An 18,594-nucleotide genomic window follows, 5' to 3' on the forward strand; every position below is an offset into this window, starting at 1 on the left:
CACATTGAAGAAGGATAGTGACGTATGCGCATTCATATATTGGGGATTTGTGGCACTTTCATGGGCGGACTGGCAATGCTGGCGCGCTCGCTGGGCCATGAAGTGACAGGTTCGGACGCCAATGTGTATCCGCCGATGAGCACGCTCCTGGAGAAACAGGGCATCTCTCTGATTCAGGGTTATGATGCCAGCCAGCTGGATCCCGCGCCGGATCTGGTGATCATTGGCAACGCCATGACGCGAGGTAATCCGTGCGTTGAGGCGGTACTGGAACGCAATATTCCGTTCATGTCTGGCCCACAGTGGCTGCATGATTTCGTCCTGCGCGACCGTTGGGTTGTTGCCGTGGCCGGTACGCACGGTAAAACCACCACCGCCGGTATGGCGACCTGGATCCTTGAAGCCTGTGGTTACAAGCCTGGCTTTGTCATTGGCGGCGTTCCGGGCAATTTCGACGTGTCTGCGCGTCTGGGGGAGAGCCCGTTCTTTGTGATCGAAGCCGATGAGTACGACTGTGCGTTCTTCGACAAGCGCTCCAAGTTTGTACACTACTGCCCGCGCACGCTGATCCTCAACAACCTTGAGTTCGATCATGCGGATATCTTTGACGATCTGAAAGCCATTCAGAAACAGTTCCACCACCTGGTGCGCATCGTTCCGGGTCAGGGCCGTATCATCCTGCCGGAGAACGACATCAATCTTAAGCAGACCATGGCGATGGGCTGCTGGAGCGAGCAGGAGCTGGTGGGTGAGCAGGGCCACTGGCAGGCGAAAAAACTCAACGTGGATGCCTCGGAGTGGGAAGTGTGGCTCGACGGCGAGAAAGTGGGTGAGGTGAAGTGGGGCCTGGTTGGCGAACACAACATGCATAACGGCCTGATGGCAATCGCTGCCGCACGCCATGTGGGTGTTCAGCCTGCGGACGCGGCGAATGCGCTGGGTTCATTTATCAATGCCCGTCGCCGTCTGGAGCTGCGCGGTGAAGCCCACGGCGTAACCGTGTATGACGATTTCGCGCACCACCCAACTGCTATTCTGGCGACGCTTGCAGCGTTACGCGGCAAGGTCGGCGGTACCGCGCGCATTCTGGCGGTGCTGGAGCCACGCTCTAACACCATGAAAATGGGCATCTGCAAAGACGATCTCGCGCCATCCTTAGGGCGTGCCGACGAAGTCTTCCTGCTGCAGCCACAGCATATTCCGTGGCAGGTAGCTGAAGTGGCCGATGCCTGCATTCAGCCTGCGCACTGGAGTGCGGATGTTGATGCTCTGGCGGATATGGTGGTGAAAGCCGCTCAGCCGGGTGACCATATTCTGGTGATGAGTAACGGCGGTTTTGGTGGGATCCATCAGAAGCTGCTGGACGGTCTGGCGAAAAAGGCTGAGGCCGCAGAGTAAAAAAAAGCCCGGTGGCGCTAGCGCTTACCGGGCCTACATTACTCTTCTCCCTCTTCCCTATGGGGAGAGGGCTGGGGTGAGGGGGGAACAGGCGGTTCGATATTACTCTTCGTTCTCAGACAGCTCGCGCAGATACTGGAAAATCAGACGCGCGGACTTCGGCGGCTTATTCCCTTCTTTCTCTTTCTTCGCGTTGCGGATCAGTGAACGCAGCTGCTGGCGGTCGGCATCCGGCCACAGGTTCAATACTTCCGGTACCGCATCATCACCCTGTTCAATCAGACGGTCGCGGATCTGCTCCAGCTTGTGGAACAGCGCAACCTGCTGGTTGTGGCGGTTTTTCAGTTTATCCAGCGCCTGGCGGATCGGATCGACGTCGCGCTGACGCAGCATTTTACCGATAAGCTGAAGCTGGCGACGACGGCCTTCTTTTTTGATTTTCTGTGCCAGTTCAATGGCATCACGCAGATCCTGGTCGAGCGGGATCTTATCCAGCGCGTTTTTACCCAGTTCCACCATTTCTGCGCCAAGCTGTTTTAACTCTTCGGCGTCGCGTTTAATTTCACTTTTACTGACCCAGATGATCTCATCATCTTCGTCTTCGATGTCATCACCGGGAACGTCGTCGAGCCAGTCTTCGGGCTGCTTAGTCATGTCAGGCTCCTTAAAAAAAGAGGCTAATGTTACCAGTTAAGACGCGCACTGAAAAACGGTTCTCTGTTAGACTTCAGTTAACTCTCTCTTACAGTATGGCATTTGCGATGAAAGTAACCTCACAAGTTGAAGCGCAGCGTAAGATTCTGGAAGAAGCCGTCTCCACCGCGCTGACGCTCGCTTCAGGTAAATCAGATGGCGCCGAAGTGGCGGTCAGCAAAACCACCGGCATTAGCGTGAGCACCCGCTATGGCGAAGTGGAGAATGTAGAATTCAACAGCGATGGCGCACTGGGGATCACGGTCTATCACCAGAACCGCAAAGGCAGCGCGTCGTCTACCGATCTCAGCCCCGATGCCATTGCCCGTACCGTGCAGGCGGCGCTGGATATTGCGCGTTACACCTCACCGGATCCTTATGCAGGCGTTGCGGATAAAGATCTGCTGGCGTTTGATGCCCCGGATCTCGATCTTTTCCACCCGGCGGAAGTTACCCCGGACGAAGCCATTGAGCTGGCCGCACGTGCCGAACAGGCGTCTTTGCAGGCGGATAAACGCATCACCAATACCGAAGGCGGCAGCTTCAACAGCCACTACGGCATCAAAGTCTTCGGCAACAGCCACGGAATGCTGCAGGGCTATTGCTCAACCCGTCACTCGCTTTCCAGCTGCGTGATCGCCGAAGAGAACGGCGATATGGAGCGGGATTATGCTTACACCATCGGCCGCGCGCTGGGGGATTTACAGTCCCCTGAGTGGGTGGGCAAAGCGTGTGCTGAACGCACGCTGTCTCGCCTGTCACCGCGTAAGCTCTCCACCATGAAAGCCCCGGTTATTTTTGCCAATGAAGTGGCGACCGGTCTGTTTGGCCATCTGGTGGGCGCTATCGCGGGCGGCTCAGTTTACCGTAAATCGACCTTCCTGCTCGACTCACTGGGCAAACAGATCCTGCCGGAATGGCTGACCATTGAAGAGCACCCGCACCTGCTGAAAGGGCTGGCCTCCACGCCGTTCGACAGCGAAGGCGTGCGCACGGAACGCCGCGATATCGTTAAAGACGGCATTCTGACCCAGTGGCTGCTGACCAACTACTCCGCGCGCAAGCTGGGGCTGAAAAGCACCGGACACGCGGGGGGCATTCATAACTGGCGCATTGCCGGACAGGGCCTGAACTTCGAGCAGATGCTGAAAGAGATGGGCACCGGCCTGGTGGTGACAGAACTGATGGGCCAGGGCGTGAGCGGCATTACCGGAGACTACTCTCGCGGTGCGGCAGGCTTCTGGGTCGAAAACGGCGAGATTCAGTATCCGGTGAGCGAAATTACCATCGCCGGCAACCTGAAGGACATGTGGCGCAATATCGTTACGGTCGGTAACGATATTGAAACACGTAGCAATATACAGTGTGGTTCTGTATTACTGCCGGAAATGAAAATCGCCGGCCAGTAATACCCGAAAAGCGTTTTAATAATAAAAAAGGAAGTGAGCAATGCGTAAACACCTGTTAGCGATCGTCGCGGCTTCAACGCTGGTTCTTGGCTCTTCTGCGTTTGCTGCCGATCTTGAAGACAACATGGACATCCTCAGTCAAAACCTGAAGGTCGTTCAGAAAACGGACAATGCGGCAGAAATGAAAAGCGCATTGACCAAAATGCGTGAAGCGGCGCTGGATGCGCAAAAAGCGACGCCGCCAAAGCTGGAAAGCAAAGCGGCAGACAGCGCAGAGATGAAGGACTATCGCCACGGCTTTGACGTGCTGGTCGGTCAGATTGACGGCGCGCTGAAACTCGCTAACGAAGGCAAAGTGAAGGAAGCCCAGGCGGCAGCCGACCAGTTTGTCGCGACGCGTAACACGTATCACAAAAAGTATCGTTAATTGGGTGCCTGAGCTGTACGTCCTTTCCCGTATGCGGGGGCGCAGTTAGCGCCCCCGCATCTTTGCTCCCTACTGGCCGGAGCGACACTCCATCCGCGCTGTCACTTCAAGCGAGCCGTTTCGAAAACGGATCTCGCACAGTGTTTTCCTCGTCACCAGCGTTAAGATGATTATTGTCAAAGCAATAATCATCAAAACCCGGATAATTGGGGATTGGCGTTTCATGGATGCCTCCTTGCTTTAAAGCGGGCGAGGTAGCGAACTCCACGGTCCGACGTGTCGTTTCGAGCCCCCGCCCTGATTTTTTATCAGGCGGGGCTTTCCACTTTCCGTCCCATGCCTGAGACGGTCAGTCTCAAGCACCCGCCGCCACTCTAGCGAATCCCCATAAGAAAACCTTATCCACGTCACATTTCTACGAGTCGGCTCGTAATCTTTTCCGCTTCGCTCTCCCTGTATTTGCCGTCAGATAACGTGATATTCATCACGTAAATACAGCGATTTATCCAGATTCAGCCTATTTATGTGGCACAGATCACTGCTGCGGCTCGCCTTTCCACTTCGAAGTGGAAAACAACTCGCTACAAACCCGCCATCGCCAACGTTAGTTTTATTCCAGAGCCATTAACGGGGTAAGACCAGTGAGTAACGGAGCGGTAATGAACGACGTTGGGGATCACGCGGAGCAAACAGAAAAGCTCGCGAACACCATGCTACAGCAGGTTTATGCCCTGCTGGCCCGGCACAACATCATCCCCAATGCAGTACAGGAACAGATGCTCACCTCCCATGTCCGCGCGATGGCGCACCGGTCCGTGACCGGCGAGCCGTTGCCGGAAGTGGAGGCAGAGCTGTTCGACGAAATTTCACCGGATTCAATGCGGCTCGCCCGTGAAGTGGTAGCGCATTTTGGCAACCTTCCTGATGAAGAAGCCTGGCTGCTCTCCGTTCACTTTGAAGTCGCTAAAGACAACCTTTAAGGAGCAACACATGGAACAGATTACAGTCGTGATTGGCGATCGCCTGGGTAAAGGCCAGAAAGTGGCTGCCGGTGTGGAAAAAGCGGGTGGACGTGCGGTTGTCGTGCCGGGTATGGCGGCAGATATGAAACTCGGCGACGTCATGAAAGCGGAAAACGCCACCTTCGGCATCTCCTTCTGCGGCAGCGGCGGCGCGGGTGCCATCACGGCGCAAACCAAATATGGCTACAAAGCGAAATACGGCATGCGCTCCGTGGATGAGGGGGTGACCGCCATCAACGAAGGCTGCAACGTGCTGGGCTTTGGCTTTATGGATAAAGAAGAGCTGGGCGAGCGTCTGGTGCAGGCGTGGCAGAAGAAGCACGGCGCATAAGCATGAAAGAACAGTTCACAACCACGGTGAGAGTGAAGGGGAAGGGCGACGCCAAAGCGCGCGCCTTTGCCGACGCGCTCAACCACGTTCAGGCCGCGGTGATGAAAGCCTCACCGCATATCTTACTGCGTATTGAGCCACAGGATGTGCAGGTCGTTCAGGCGCAAGAAGCGGTGCGTAAAGAAGCGTTTCTGTTCTTCTTTTTGCGCCGGGAAAGACGCACCTACAGCGTGGAGCTGGATGTGACCGTCAACGTGACCGCCATCAATCTCGACCAGGTGGATTTCGTCACGCAACGCTGATTATTCATAAAAGGGCAGACTGATGTTCTTAATTATATTAATAAAATCGCTCATCATTGGCGGCCTGGTAGGCGTCGGTGTTGGAGCCGGGGCTGCACGCATGTTTCATGCGCCTACCACTCAGGGTATGGGCGCGTTTCGTACGTTGGGGGAACTGAACTCCTGCGAAGGGGATCCGGCTTCTCACTTCTCCTTTGGGTTAGGCTTCTTCTTTAACGCCTGGGCCTCTTCCGTGGCCGCAGGTGCCTTCACACAGGACGTAGACCACCGCATCATCCCAAACTGGGGTGCTGCAGCCTTGATGATCAAAAACCGTAACGTCGGCGAAACGCTGCACGATCCCCGCAAAATGGCGATTGCCTGCGGCATCATCGGCATGATTGTCGTCACCTTCCTTAACCTGACTGCCTCGTCTGTTCCGGCCGCACTGCAGGTCACCGCCGTGAAGGTGCTGGTACCGGCGGCAAACCTGCTGGTGAACACCGTGATGCCGGTGATCTTCTGGCTGGCGGCCATCGACGCGGGTAAAAAATCCGGCTTCTGGGCCACCATCTTCGGCGGCGCGGCGCAGCTGATTATGGGTAACGCCGTACCGGGCCTGGTACTGGGGATCCTGATCGGTAAAGGCGTGGAAGAGAGCGGCTGGAACCACGTCACCAAAGTGATGATGGCGGCCATCGTTCTGCTCTTCGTGCTGAGCGGCTTCTTCCGCGGCTTCGACATGAAGATGATTGAATCCTTCCATCTGACCGTGCCGAACTGGCTCGACATGATCCACAACTCGCTCAGCGGTAAATAACAGGAGCCTCTACATGGAACAGAATAAAGGTTTTTGGTATGCCGACTGGTCGTTCCCGATCTTCGTTGGCCTGCTCTCCTCCGGCGTGTTTGCCGGGACGCACATGTACTACCTCTACGGCATCGGCGCGTTTAACGAAGTGGCCTTCGTGGCGATGCTGAAGGCGGGAATTGATACCGGCGTATACGGCGCGGTGGCGGCGTTCGGCGCAAGCTTCCTGTTCGCCCGTATTATCGAAGGATCGCTGGTAGGGATCCTCGACATCGGCGGGGCGATCCAGACCGGCGTGGGTCTGGGTGTGCCAGCACTGCTGCTGGGCGCGGGGATCATGTTCCCGGTGACCAACTTCATTGCCTCGCTGATTACCGGCCTGGTGATTGGTCTGGCGATCGGCTACGTCATCATCCTGGCGCGTAAGTTCACCATCAACCAGAGCAACTCCACCTACGGGGCGGACGTGATGATGGGCGCGGGCAATGCCTCCGGTCGTTTTCTGGGGCCGTTGATTATCCTCAGCGCCATGACCGCTTCTATTCCGATTGGCGTCGGTTCCCTGCTGGGCGCGCTGCTGTTCTACATCTGGCAGAAGCCGATCACCGGCGGTGCCATCCTTGGCGCCATGATTTTAGGCTGGTTGTTCCCGGTCGCCCTTTAATACCTGCGGGCGCGCTGGCGCCCGCCTTATCAGGAGAACCCCATGTTTGATTTACTCCTGCGCCGTGCGCGCCTTAGCGACGATACCCTGACCGATATCGCCATTCTGGACGGGAAAATTGCCGCAACAGGCGACATAGACGCTCCCGCCCGCAAAACGGTGGAGCTGAACGGTGACGTATTCGTCAGCGCAGGCTGGATCGACTCCCACGTCCACTGCTACCCGAACTCCCCCATTTACCACGACGAACCGGACAGCGTGGGTATCGCTACCGGCGTCACCACCGTGGTGGATGCGGGCAGTACCGGTGCCGACGACGTGGACGATTTCTACGAAATCACCCGCAAAGCCTCAACCGAGGTCTTTGCCCTGCTGAATATCTCCCGCGTGGGGCTGATTGCCCAGAACGAGCTGGCCAATATGGCGAATATTGATGCCGAGGCCGTGAAGCAGGCGGTGAAACGCCATCCTGACTTTATCGTCGGGCTGAAAGCGCGCATGAGCAGCAGCGTGGTGGGTGAAAACGGTATTACGCCGCTGGAGCGTGCGAAAGCCATTCAGAAAGAGAACGGCGACCTGCCGCTGATGGTGCACATCGGCAATAACCCGCCTAACCTCGACGAAATTGCCGAGCTGCTGAGCTCGGGCGACATCATTACCCACTGCTACAACGGCAAACCAAACCGCATTCTGACGCCCTCCGGCGAGCTGCGCGCCTCCATTACCTCTGCCCTGAAACGCGGTGTGCGGCTGGACGTAGGCCACGGTACGGCGAGCTTCAGCTTTGAAGTGGCGAAACGCGCTATCGCGATGGGCATTCTGCCGCACACCATCAGCTCGGATATCTACTGCCGCAACCGCATCAACGGCCCGGTGGGCTCGCTTTCGAGCGTGATGTCGAAATTCCTCGCCATCGGCATGTCATTGCCGCAGGTGATTGACTGCGTCACCGCCAACGCCGCCGACGGCCTGCGCCTGACGCGCAAAGGGCGTATCGAACCCGGCCTCGACGCCGACCTGACGCTGTTCACCCTTAAACGTCAGCCGACGGTGCTGACGGATGCTGAAAACGACAGCCTGCAGGCTGAACACATTCTGGTGCCGCTTGCCGCGATCCGCGCGGGCAAGGGCTACATGACCGAACAAGGGAGCACGGAACATGCCTTCGATTTATGAGAAGTACCACTTAAAGCAAGTCATCAACACCTCTGGCCGCATGACAGCGCTGGGTGTCTCCACGCCGCGCCCGGAGGTGGTGCAGGCGGCGATGGACGGCATGAATCACTATTTCGAGATGAAAGATCTGGTCAATAAAACCGGGGAATACATCGCGAAGCTGCTGGATGTGGAGGGCGCGACGGTGGTCTCCTGCGCATCCGCGGGCATCGCCCAGTCCGTGGCGGCGGTGCTGGTGAAAGACAGCGACTGGCTGCTGGAAAACCTGCACGTTACCCCAATTGAGAACAACGAAATCGTGCTGCCGAAAGGCCACAACGTTAACTTTGGCGCGCCGGTGGGCACCATGGTGGCGCTGGGCGGCGGCAAGCTGGTGGAAGCGGGCTATGCCAACGAATGCTCAGCCGATCAGCTGGCGGCGGCCATCACCCCGCGCACCGCGGCGATCCTTTACATCAAATCGCACCACTGCGTGCAGAAAAGCATGCTCAGCGTTGAGCAGGCAGCGGTCGTGGCGCGCAAACACGATCTGCCCCTGATCGTCGATGCCGCAGCGGAAGAAGATCTGCATACCTATTACCGCTCCGGCGCCGACCTGGTGATCTACAGCGGCGCGAAAGCGATCGAAGGGCCCACCAGCGGCCTGGTGATCGGCAAGACCCAGTACGTTGAGTGGGTGAAGCGCCAGACGGCGGGCATTGGCCGCGCCATGAAGGTGGGTAAAGAGGGGATCCTCGGCCTGACCTGCGCCATCGAACACTACCTGACGGCGACTAAAGAGAGCGGGGCGGAGATGGTGGCGAAGATGACGCCGTTTATCGACGCGCTCAACACCCTGAACGGCGTTACCGCGCGCGTGGTCTGGGACAGCGCCGGTCGCGATATCGCGCGTACCGAGATTAAGTTCGACGAAGCCGTAACCGGCATCGGCACCGGCGAGCTGGTGAATGCCCTGAAGCAGGGCGAATACGCCATTTATTTCCGCGGCTACAAGGCCAACGAAGGGATTATCGAAGCGGACGTGCGCAGCGTGAACGCTGACCAGCTGAACATTGTGTACCGTCGCATAAGCGAAGTGTTAGGACAGGAGAAAAAGGCATGAAACTGACCCCCAATTTTTACCGTGACCGCGTCTGCCTGAACGTGCTGGCAGGCTCAAAAGCGAACGCCAGCGCCATTTACGAGGCGGCGGAAGGTCATGTGCTGGTGGGCGTGCTCTCCAAAAATTACCCGGACGTGCCCAGCGCGGTTGCTGATATGCGCGAGTACGCGGCGCTGATTGATAACGCGCTCTCGGTAGGCCTGGGGGCGGGTGACCCGAACCAGTCGGCGATGGTGAGCGAAATCTCCCGTCAGGTGCAGCCGCAGCACGTTAACCAGGTTTTCACTGGTGTAGCCACCAGCCGTGCGCTGCTGGGGCAGAATGATTCGGTGGTCAACGGTCTGGTCTCCCCGACCGGCACCGTCGGGATGGTAAAAATCTCCACCGGCCCGCTGAGCAGCGCGGCACCGGACGGCATTGTGCCGGTTGAAACGGCGATCGCCCTGCTGAAAGATTTTGGCGGCAGTTCAGTCAAATACTTTCCGATGGGCGGCCTGAAGTGCCGTGACGAATACCTGGCCGTGGCGGAAGCCTGCGCCCGTCACGACTTCTGGCTGGAGCCGACCGGGGGAATCGATCTGGAAAACTACGAGGCGATCCTGCAGATCGCCCTGGACGCGGGCGTGAGCAAAATCATTCCGCATATTTATAGTTCGATTATCGATAAAGCCAGCGGCGATACGCGTCCGGAAGATGTGCGTACGCTGCTTGCGATGACGAAGAAGCTGGTGAAGTAAAACAAAACCTTACCCCTCACCCCAGCCCTCTCCCCAAAGGGGAGAGGGTGTAATCGTCCCCTCTCCCCTTTGGGGAGAGGGTTAGGGTGAGGGGGGAACACACCGCATAACCCCAAAGGAGCCATCATGCACACCCGTACCCTGCTTGTCGCTTCACTCTCTTTACTGGCTAACGCCGCTATCGCCCAGCCGCAGTACGCCTGGGTGGGCACCTATAACCCCAACGGGGAAGGGCTGTACCGCTTTACCGTCGACCCGAACACCGGTGCGCTCGGCGATAAAACGCTGGTGAGTCAGCTGCCGAACGCCGCGCAGCTGGCCGTCTCGCACGATGGCAAAACGCTGTATCTGGCAAGCGAAGTGGAGCAGGGCGTGGTGCAGGCGCTGCGGATAGATGATAACGGCGAGCTGAGCGAGCTGAATCAGGTCTCCTCCGGCGGTGCGGGGCCGGTGTATCTTTCGCTCACGCCGAACGGTCAGCATCTGCTGGTGGCGAACTACGTAAGCGGATCGATCGCAGTGCTGCCGATCAAAGCCGATGGCAGCCTGGGTGACGCCACGGATCGGCACCAGGATCAGGGTGAGCCAGGCGCTGCGAAACCGGAGGCGGCAGCAGAAGGCAGTTTTGCCATCAGCGATCATAATGGCCCCCATGCGCACATGATCGCCGCCGATCCGAGCGGGAAATATGTGTTTTCCACCGATCTGGGGCTGGATCGCATCTATCAGTACCGCTTTGACGATCGAGCCGGCAAGCTGACGCCGAACGATCCGCCGTTTATCAGCGCCTCCTCAAAAGGGGCCGGGCCGCGGCACTTTGTCTTTACGCCGAAGGGGGATGCGCTGTGGCTGATTAACGAAGAGGCGTCTACGCTCACCCATTATACGCTGGACAGCAACGGCAGGCTGAAAGAGGGCAAAACGCTCTCCGCGCTGCCAGAAGGTTACAAAGGCACCAGTTTTGCGGCCGGACTGGCGCTGAGTGCAGATGGTAAACAGCTGTACGTGGCTAACCGTTTGCATAACAGCATCGGGCACTTTACCGTAACAGCGGAGGGCACGCTGACGCATCAGGACGATGTCTGGACGCGTGGCGACTACCCGCGCACCCTGACGCTCGATAAACAGGGGCGCTGGCTTTACGTCATGAACCAGCGCAGCGACAACATTACCCGTTTCCGCGTCGGTCAGGACGGCAAGCTAAGCTTTGAGTCAGACTACACCCCGGTCGGCAGCCCATCCCAGATGGTCATTTCACCCTGAGCAGTAAGAGGACAACGACGTGCGATTTCCGAACCAACGTTTAGCGCAACTTTTCGATCTGTTGCAAAACGAGACGCTGCCGCAGGACGAGCTGGCGCAGCGGCTGTCGGTCTCCACGCGAACCGTCCGGGCGGATATTTCCGCCCTGAACGCGCTGCTGGCAAGCCACGGCGCGCAGTTTATTCTCAGTCGCGGCAATGGCTACCAGCTCAAAATTGACGATGCGGTACGTTATCAGCAGCTACAGGCTTCCCATCCGCGCGCGCTGCGCATTCCCCGTACCGGGCCGGAGCGCGTGCATTATCTGGTGGTGCGTTTTCTCACCTCGGCGTTTTCACTCAAGCTGGAAGACCTGGCCGACGAGTGGTTCGTCAGCCGCGCCACGCTGCAGAGCGATATGGCGGAGGTGCGGGAGTGGTTCCACCGCTACAACCTGACGCTGGAAACGCGTCCACGCCACGGCATGAAGCTGTTTGGCAGTGAGATGGCGACCCGCGCCTGTCTGACCGATCTGCTCTGGGAACTGGCCCAGCAGGACAGCCTGAACCCGCTGGTGACCGACGTGGCGCTCAATGCCGGAGTAGCAGAGCAGATGGTGCCCGTACTGCACGAGGCGCTGACGCGGCATCACATCCGCCTGACGACGAAGGCGAGCTGTTCCTGCGACTCTACTGCGCGGTGTCGGTGCGCCGCATCAGCGAGGGGTACCCGCTGCCGGAATTCCATGCCGAAGATGTGGAAGAGAACGTGCGTGACGCGGCGAAAGATATCGCGGTGACCATCCAGCAACTGGCGGGCAAAGCGCTTTCCCCTTCGGAAGAGAGCTGGCTGTGCGTGCATATCGCCGCGCGGCAGATCCAGGATATCGCGCCGAGTGCCATCAATGCGGATGACGACGAAGCGCTGGTCAACTACATCCTGCGCTATATCAACACCCACTATAACTACAACCTGCTCAGCGACGAGCAGCTGCATGCGGATCTGCTTACCCATATCAAAACCATGATCACCCGCGTGCGGTATCAAATCATGATCCCGAATCCGCTGCTGGATAACATCAAGCAGCACTATCCGATGGCGTGGGATATGACGCTGGCGGCAGTCTCAAGCTGGGGCAAATACACGCCGTATGTGATCAGCGAAAACGAGATTGGCTTCCTGGTGCTGCATATTGGCGTCGGGCTGGAGCGCCACTATAACATTGGCTACCAGCGCCAGCCGCGCGTGCTGCTGGTGTGCGATGCCGGTAATGCCATGGTACGCATGATTGAGGCGGTGCTGCAGCGCAAATACCCGCAGATTGAGGTCACACGCACGCTTACGCTTCGCGAGTACGAGCAGACGGAATCCATTAGCGAAGACTTTGTGATCTCGACTGCCCGCGTCAGTGAAAAGTCTAAGCCGGTGGTGATGATCGCCCCGTTCCCGACGGACTACCAGCTGGAGCAGATCGGCAAGCTGGTGCTGGTGGACAGAACCCGTCCGTGGATGCTGGATAAATACTTCGACGCTGCGCATTTCCGTATTCTCAACGCCCCAGTGGACCAGCAAACGCTGTTCCGCGAGCTCTGCGTCCAGCTTGAAGAAGAGGGCTTTGTGGGGGCTGAATTCCTCGACTCGGTCGTTGAACGTGAAGCCATCGTCAGCACCATGCTCGGCGACGGCATCGCGCTGCCGCACTCCCTTGGCCTGCTGGCGCAGAAAACGGTGGTCTATACCGTGCTCGCCCCGCACGGCGTCCAGTGGGGCGACGAAACCGCCCACGTCATCTTCCTGCTCGCCATCAGCAAAAGCGAATACGAAGAGGCGATGGCGATCTACGATATTTTCGTCACCTTCCTGCGCGAACGTGCGATGTCACGGCTGTGTAGCTGCGGAGATTTTGCCGAGTTTAAGGCGGTGGCGATGGAGAGTTTGAGCCGGTTTTGAGAGGCGTTATCCAGAATTCGATGTAATGCGAATGTAATGCTAAACTGCATTACACATTCGATTCTCCTGGAGGCATAATGGCTACGCTTAACGTCCGTCTGGATGACAAACTCAAAAACGAGGCTTATGCCGTGCTGGAAAAACTCAATATCACCCCAACAGAAGCCGTGCGACTCCTGTTTCAGTATGTCGCCGAGACGGGACGCATGCCGGTGAAAACGGTCACGATTAGCGACAGCGAAGATGCGCTGATACAGACAGTCCGGGAGCGACTGGCTAATCCGCAAAAGGGAATTAAGGTTAGTCTGGATGACTTATGAACTGGAATTTGACCCGAGGGCGTTAAAAGAGTGGAGCAAGCTGGGGGAGACTGTAAAAAAGCAGTTCAAGAAGAAACTTGCCGGGGTGTTGGTAAACCCCCGGATCGAATCGGCCCGTCTGCATAACCTGCCTGATTGCTACAAAATAAAACTCAGATCCCAGGGTTACCGTTTGGTCTATCAGGTTCAGGACAACGTGGTAACGGTAGTTGTCATCGCCATTGGGAAAAGAGAGAAATTAACTGTGTATCACGATGCTAACAAACGGCTATAGCGTTCAGCGCAAATGATGCACAACCTGGTTACTGCTGCCGCGCCAGATAAGCGCCGGGTCTTTTAAATCCTGTACAAATTTGCCGTCGACCAGCACGTTAATCAGATCCACCACTTCCCTTTGCTGCGCGTTCAGCTCGTCCAGCTTATAGCCCGTCCAGACCCAGATATCTTTTCCTGCGCACTCGCGGCGAATGCGTTTCACCAGCTTCAGGATCTCCGGCACGTTTTGCGGATGCAGCGGATCGCCGCCGGAGAGCGAAATCCCCTGGCGTTTGATGCGGGTGTCGTTGAGGTCGTTAATGATCCGGTCTTCCACCTCGGCAGTAAACGGCATGCCGGAATTGAGCCGCCAGGTGCTTTTGTTGTAGCAGCCAGGGCATTCGTGCACGCAGCCTGAGACAAAAAGAGTGCAGCGGGTGCCGGGGCCGTTAACGATGTCGACGGGGTAGTACTGGTGATATCGCATAGAAATGTCCAGAGAATGTATGCGCGCTGATGCCCTCACCCCGGCCCTCTCCCACGGGGAGAGGGGGAAGAGTTCCCTCTCCCTTGAGGGAGAGGGCTAGGGTGAGGGGGAGAACACGGAACTTACCCGATCTGCCCATTCCCTAAATGCTTCACGCGGCGTTTCACCTCTTCCTGCTTACCGGCGTTGAACGGACGCGCATCCGGGCTGCCAAGATAGCCGCACACGCGGCGGGTTACCGATACGCGGGCCGCATCGTGGTTGCCGCATTTCGGGCAGGTAAAGCCTTTACTGGTACACTCAAACTCGCCGGTAAAGCCGCACTCGTAGCACTCATCGATAGGCGTGTTGGTGCCGTAATACGGCACGTGCTGATAGCTGTAATCCCACACGTCTTCCAGCGCTTTAAGGTTGTGCTGGATGTTCGGGTATTCGCCGTAGCAGATAAAGCCGCCGCTGGCGATAGGGGGATAGGCCGCTTCAAAGTCAATTTTGTCGTACGGGTTAACCTTTTTCTCCACGTCCAGGTGGAAGCTGTTGGTGTAGTAACCTTTATCAGTCACCCCTTCCACAATACCGAACTCGGCGGTGTCCAGACGGCAGAAACGGTCACACAGGTTTTCGCTCGGCGTGCTGTACAGGCTAAAGCCGTAGCCGGTCTCTTCTTTCCACTGGTCAACGGCATCGCGCAGGCGCTGAACAATGGCGATGCCTTTCTCGCGCAGCGCGTCGCTGTCATACATATGCGTGTTGCCAAACAGGGCGTTGATGGTTTCGTGAATGCCGATATAGCCCAGCGAGATCGACGCACGACCGTTTTTGAAGATCTCAGACACATCGTCGTCCGCTTTCAGACGCACGCCGCAGGCCCCTTCCATATAGAGGATTGGCGCGACACGGGCTTTCACCCCTTCCAGACGGGCGATGCGGGTCATCAGCGCTTTACGCGCCAGCTGTAAACGCTCATCCAGCAGCGCCCAGAAGGCGTCTTCATTACCTTTGGCTTCCAGCGCGATGCGCGGCAGGTTCAGGCTGATCACGCCCAGGTTGTTGCGGCCGTCATGCACCTGCTCACCATTTTCGTCCTCATACACGCCGAGGAAGCTGCGACAGCCCATCGGGGTTTTAAACGAACCGGTGACTTTCACCACCTGGTCGTAGTTCAGAATGTCCGGATACATACGCTTGCTCGCGCACTCCAGCGCCAGCTGTTTAATGTCGTAGTTCGGGTCACCAAACTTATGGTTCAGACCGTCGCGGATGGCGAACACCAGTTTCGGGAACACCGCCGTTTTGCGGTTTTTGCCAAGACCGGAGATACGGTTACGCAGAATGGACTGCTGAATCAGGCGCGATTCCCAGCTGGTACCCAGACCAAAGCCGAACGTGACAAACGGCGTCTGACCATTCGCGGTATGCAGCGTGTTCACCTCGTACTCCAGCGACTGGAACGCGTCATAGCACTCTTTCTCGGTGCGGGAATGGGCGTAGCCGTCGGCATCGGGGATTTGCCACTCTTCCGCTGTTTTACGGTGCTTCTTAAAGCTGGCGGTGACAAACGGGGCCAGCACTTCATCAATGCGGTTAATGGTGGTGCCGCCATAAATGTGGCTCGCGACCTGGGCGATAATCTGCGCCGTGACGGCCGTCGCCGTGGAGATAGACTTCGGTGGTTCAATCTCGGCGTTACCCATTTTAAAACCGTGGGTAAGCATGCCCTTGAGGTCGATCAGCATGCAGTTAAACATCGGGAAGAACGGCGAGTAGTCGAGATCGTGGTAGTGGATCTCACCGCGCTCGTGCGCCGATACCACGTCGCGCGGCAACAGATGCTGACGGGCGTAGTGTTTAGCCACGATACCGGCCAGCAGATCGCGCTGGGTCGGGATCACCTTGCTGTCTTTATTGGCGTTTTCATTGAGCAGGGCGGAGTTGGTCTGCTCGACCAGACCCCGGATTTCCTGATTCAGACGACCGCGCTTCTCACGCTGGACGTCGCGGTCGTGGCGGTACTCAATGTATGCGCGCGCTAACTGCTTGTAAGGACCAGACATCAGCTGGTTCTCAACCGCAGTCTGGATCTCGCTGATATCCACCTGGCTGCGTTCGTTCATCTGGCGGCTAACGACGTCTGCGACGGTGGCGCAGTAATCTGCGTCATCGACTCCCGCTGCTTTAGCTGCACGCAGAATGGCTTCCTGAATGCGCTCTGATTTAAACGGCACTTTACAGCCATCACGTTTCATCACATGCGGTGTCATGATCACTCCATTTTAAAAACAGGTTATCCACAGAGGTGGGGAAGTATGCACCGGGTGGATTATCAGCCAGCCCAATGACTTCCCGCGTTCCCGACCCTTGTTATCCACAATCCCGGAGAGCGGAGTCGCCGTGTTGTTGTTGGAATAGTAGACGATAAATACAAGATGTTGGGTCGGCCAGCATTTTAAGTGCTACATATAGTGATTTGCATCAAACATGTTTGCGATTTTTTTGATTCAGAACAAAGTAAAAAGACGAGAGTACAAACGGCGGGCGCTGGAGCGAATGTAAATCCGCAAAGGAAAAATCTGATTAATTATTCAACAAAAACAGTAAAGTAAGCCGGGCGCTGCTGTTACGCCCGGCGGGAGATTACGCCTGTAGCCACCAGACGGCTTCAAACGGACGTAGCGTGGCGGTGTGTGGGGCCGGGTAGTTACTCATGACGGCCTGCCACTCACCGCTGAGAACATCAGATTCCCATTCATGAGACTGATGGCTGAGGTTAGCCACCACCACCAGGGTTTTCCCCTGCCACTGGCGGCGATAACACCACAGGGACGGATGTTCCGGCTGCAGATCCTGATAATCGCCCCACGTCAACACCGGCAGGGTTTTGCGCAGGCGAATTAGCGACTGGTAGGTATAAAACACCGAATCGGGATCGTCCAGCGCCGCGCGGGCGTTGACCGTCTCGTAGTTGTCGCAGACGCCAATCCACGGCTCACCTTCGGTAAAGCCCGCATTGTGCGAGGCATCCCACTGCATCGGCGTGCGCCCGTTATCGCGCGACTTACTCGCCAGAATCGCCAGGAGTTCGTTCGGATCGCGGCCGTTAGCTCGCAGTTCGGCGAACATGTTCAGGCTTTCCACGTCGCGGTAATCGGTGATACGGCTGAAGTGCGGGTTGGTCATGCCAAGCTCTTCACCCTGATAGATATACGGCGTGCCCTGCATCCCGTGCAGCACCATGCCCAGCATCTTCGCCGCCGGTACGCGGTATTCGCCTTCATCGCCAAAGCGCGACACAATGCGCGGCTGATCGTGGTTACACCAGAACAGCGCGTTCCACGCTTTGTTATGCATCCCCTGCTGCCAGTGGTTGAAGAGGGTTTTCAGCGCCACGAAATCCGGTTTTGCCAGCGTCCATTTTTCGCCGCCGGGGTAATCCACCTTCAGATGATGGAAGTTAAAGGTCATCGACAGCTCGCGCCCGTCGAGAGACGCATACTGCTGGCAGTTCTCCAGCGAGGTGGAGGACATCTCGCCCACCGTCATCAGATTACGCGGCGTAAAGACGTCGCGGCTCATCTCCTGGAGATATTCATGAATGCGCGGCCCGTCAGTGTAGAAGCGGCGACCGTCGCCAATATCGTCATTCGGGAAAGCCTGATCTTTCGAAATCAGGTTAATCACATCCAGACGCAGGCCGTCCACGCCGCGATCGGCCCAGAACTCGCACACCTTTTTCAGTTCAGCGCGCACGGCCGGATTCTCCCAGTTGAGATCCGCCTGCTCCGGGGCGAAGAGGTGCAGATAATACTGCTCGCTCTCGGCGTGCCAGCGCCAGGCGTTGCCGCCGAATTTGGAGCGCCAGTTGTTGGGAAGCTGCTCCGGCGTGCCGTCGCGCCAGATATAAAACTGGCGGTACGGGCTGGCTTTATTCAGTGATTCACGGAACCAGGCGTGCTGGGTTGACGTGTGGTTAAACACCATATCCAGCACGATGCGAATGCCGCGTTCATGCGCCTGGGCGACCAGCTCGTCAAAGTCATCCAGCGTGCCGTACGCCGGGTCGATGGCGGTGTAATTCGCCACGTCGTAGCCGTTATCGACCTGCGGGGAGATGTAAAACGGCGTCAGCCAGATGGCGTCAATACCGAGGGTTTTCAGGTAGTCCAGCCGCTGCGTCACGCCGCGCAAATCGCCGGTGCCGCTGCCGGTCGTGTCCTGAAAACTTTTTGGGTAAATCTGATAGATGACTCCGTTCTGCCACCAGTGAGGAAGGGTATTCATAATGCGTTCCT

Annotated in this window: 19 protein-coding genes and 1 pseudogene; 15 read left to right on the forward strand and 5 right to left on the reverse strand. The window is 57.4% G+C overall.

Annotated features, from left to right (window positions below):
• The first annotated feature begins 24 nt into the window (after positions 1-24).
• A complete protein-coding gene (mpl, locus tag ECL_RS03065; RefSeq protein WP_013095346.1) occupies positions 25-1,398 on the forward strand; it encodes a UDP-N-acetylmuramate:L-alanyl-gamma-D-glutamyl-meso-diaminopimelate ligase in 1,374 nt (457 codons plus the stop codon).
• Positions 1,399-1,500: 102 nt separating this feature from the next.
• On the opposite strand, the gene yjgA is transcribed toward mpl, so the two are convergent.
• Positions 1,501-2,052: a ribosome biogenesis factor YjgA gene (yjgA, locus tag ECL_RS03070; RefSeq protein ID WP_008501414.1), complete on the reverse strand. Its 552-nt coding sequence runs from the start codon at positions 2,050-2,052 to the stop codon at positions 1,501-1,503.
• Between the two features lie 95 nt (positions 2,053-2,147).
• Between yjgA and pmbA the strand changes: the two genes are divergently transcribed.
• Together pmbA and cybC are read left to right on the forward strand one after the other, a co-directional pair.
• Complete coding sequence (gene pmbA / locus ECL_RS03075; protein ID WP_032618803.1) at positions 2,148-3,500, forward strand: metalloprotease PmbA; 1,353 nt, start codon at positions 2,148-2,150, stop codon at positions 3,498-3,500.
• Between the two features lie 40 nt (positions 3,501-3,540).
• Positions 3,541-3,927, forward strand: a complete 387-nt coding sequence (gene cybC / locus ECL_RS03080) for a cytochrome b562 (protein WP_013095348.1) — start codon at positions 3,541-3,543, stop codon at positions 3,925-3,927.
• A gap of 69 nt (positions 3,928-3,996) precedes the next feature.
• Here the strand turns inward: cybC and ECL_RS03085 are convergent, their stop codons facing one another.
• Entirely contained in the window at positions 3,997-4,152 is a 156-nt protein-coding gene (locus ECL_RS03085; RefSeq protein WP_020688727.1) for a Hok/Gef family protein, read from the reverse strand.
• Positions 4,153-4,568: 416 nt separating this feature from the next.
• On the opposite strand from ECL_RS03085, the gene ECL_RS03090 reads away from it, so the two are divergent.
• From ECL_RS03090 to ECL_RS03145, 12 genes and pseudogenes are all read left to right on the forward strand, one after another.
• Entirely contained in the window at positions 4,569-4,907 is a 339-nt protein-coding gene (locus ECL_RS03090; protein ID WP_109455529.1) for a glycine dehydrogenase, read from the forward strand.
• A 10-nt stretch (positions 4,908-4,917) separates the two neighbouring features.
• On the forward strand, positions 4,918-5,280 hold the full coding sequence (locus ECL_RS03095) for an SFCGS family glycine-rich protein (protein ID WP_006179053.1): 363 nt from the start codon (positions 4,918-4,920) through the stop codon (positions 5,278-5,280).
• 2 nt (positions 5,281-5,282) lie between these two features.
• Positions 5,283-5,582 (forward strand): DUF4312 family protein, encoded by a 300-nt coding sequence (locus tag ECL_RS03100; protein ID WP_006810338.1) that lies wholly within the window; start codon positions 5,283-5,285, stop codon positions 5,580-5,582.
• 22 nt (positions 5,583-5,604) lie between these two features.
• Complete coding sequence (locus tag ECL_RS03105) at positions 5,605-6,381, forward strand: DUF4311 domain-containing protein (protein ID WP_006810337.1); 777 nt, start codon at positions 5,605-5,607, stop codon at positions 6,379-6,381.
• A 13-nt stretch (positions 6,382-6,394) separates the two neighbouring features.
• On the forward strand, positions 6,395-7,036 hold the full coding sequence (locus ECL_RS03110) for a DUF4310 family protein (RefSeq protein WP_013095350.1): 642 nt from the start codon (positions 6,395-6,397) through the stop codon (positions 7,034-7,036).
• Between the two features lie 42 nt (positions 7,037-7,078).
• Positions 7,079-8,212, forward strand: a complete 1,134-nt coding sequence (locus ECL_RS03115; protein ID WP_013095351.1) for an amidohydrolase/deacetylase family metallohydrolase — start codon at positions 7,079-7,081, stop codon at positions 8,210-8,212.
• On the forward strand, positions 8,196-9,314 hold the full coding sequence (locus ECL_RS03120; protein ID WP_013095352.1) for a DgaE family pyridoxal phosphate-dependent ammonia lyase: 1,119 nt from the start codon (positions 8,196-8,198) through the stop codon (positions 9,312-9,314). Before ECL_RS03115 ends, ECL_RS03120 begins: the two co-directional genes overlap by 17 nt.
• Entirely contained in the window at positions 9,311-10,051 is a 741-nt protein-coding gene (dagF, locus tag ECL_RS03125; protein ID WP_013095353.1) for a 2-dehydro-3-deoxy-phosphogluconate aldolase, read from the forward strand. The genes ECL_RS03120 and dagF overlap by 4 nt, the downstream gene beginning before the upstream one ends.
• A 126-nt stretch (positions 10,052-10,177) precedes the next feature.
• Positions 10,178-11,314 carry a lactonase family protein gene (locus ECL_RS03130; protein ID WP_013095354.1) on the forward strand — a complete coding sequence of 379 codons (1,137 nt, stop codon included), beginning with the start codon at positions 10,178-10,180 and terminating at the stop codon, positions 11,312-11,314.
• A 19-nt stretch (positions 11,315-11,333) separates the two neighbouring features.
• Positions 11,334-13,243: pseudogene (locus tag ECL_RS03135) on the forward strand (BglG family transcription antiterminator).
• Positions 13,244-13,320: 77 nt separating this feature from the next.
• On the forward strand, positions 13,321-13,563 hold the full coding sequence (locus tag ECL_RS03140; RefSeq protein WP_008501400.1) for a type II toxin-antitoxin system RelB/DinJ family antitoxin: 243 nt from the start codon (positions 13,321-13,323) through the stop codon (positions 13,561-13,563).
• Positions 13,553-13,837, forward strand: coding sequence for a type II toxin-antitoxin system RelE family toxin (locus ECL_RS03145; RefSeq protein ID WP_013095355.1), 285 nt, complete (start codon positions 13,553-13,555; stop codon positions 13,835-13,837). The genes ECL_RS03140 and ECL_RS03145 overlap by 11 nt, the downstream gene beginning before the upstream one ends.
• A gap of 3 nt (positions 13,838-13,840) precedes the next feature.
• On the opposite strand, the gene nrdG is transcribed toward ECL_RS03145, so the two are convergent.
• The 3 genes from nrdG to treC all read right to left on the reverse strand — a co-directional run bounded on the left by nrdG (position 13,841) and on the right by treC (position 18,583).
• Entirely contained in the window at positions 13,841-14,305 is a 465-nt protein-coding gene (nrdG, locus tag ECL_RS03150; RefSeq protein WP_013095356.1) for an anaerobic ribonucleoside-triphosphate reductase-activating protein, read from the reverse strand.
• Positions 14,306-14,427: 122 nt separating this feature from the next.
• Complete coding sequence (gene nrdD, locus ECL_RS03155) at positions 14,428-16,566, reverse strand: anaerobic ribonucleoside-triphosphate reductase (protein ID WP_013095357.1); 2,139 nt, start codon at positions 16,564-16,566, stop codon at positions 14,428-14,430.
• Positions 16,567-16,939: 373 nt separating this feature from the next.
• On the reverse strand, positions 16,940-18,583 hold the full coding sequence (gene treC, locus ECL_RS03160; protein WP_013095358.1) for an alpha,alpha-phosphotrehalase: 1,644 nt from the start codon (positions 18,581-18,583) through the stop codon (positions 16,940-16,942).
• Positions 18,584-18,594 lie beyond the last annotated feature (11 nt).

Origin of the sequence: Enterobacter cloacae subsp. cloacae ATCC 13047 (assembly GCF_000025565.1) — a bacterium.
GTDB lineage: Bacteria > Pseudomonadota > Gammaproteobacteria > Enterobacterales > Enterobacteriaceae > Enterobacter > Enterobacter cloacae.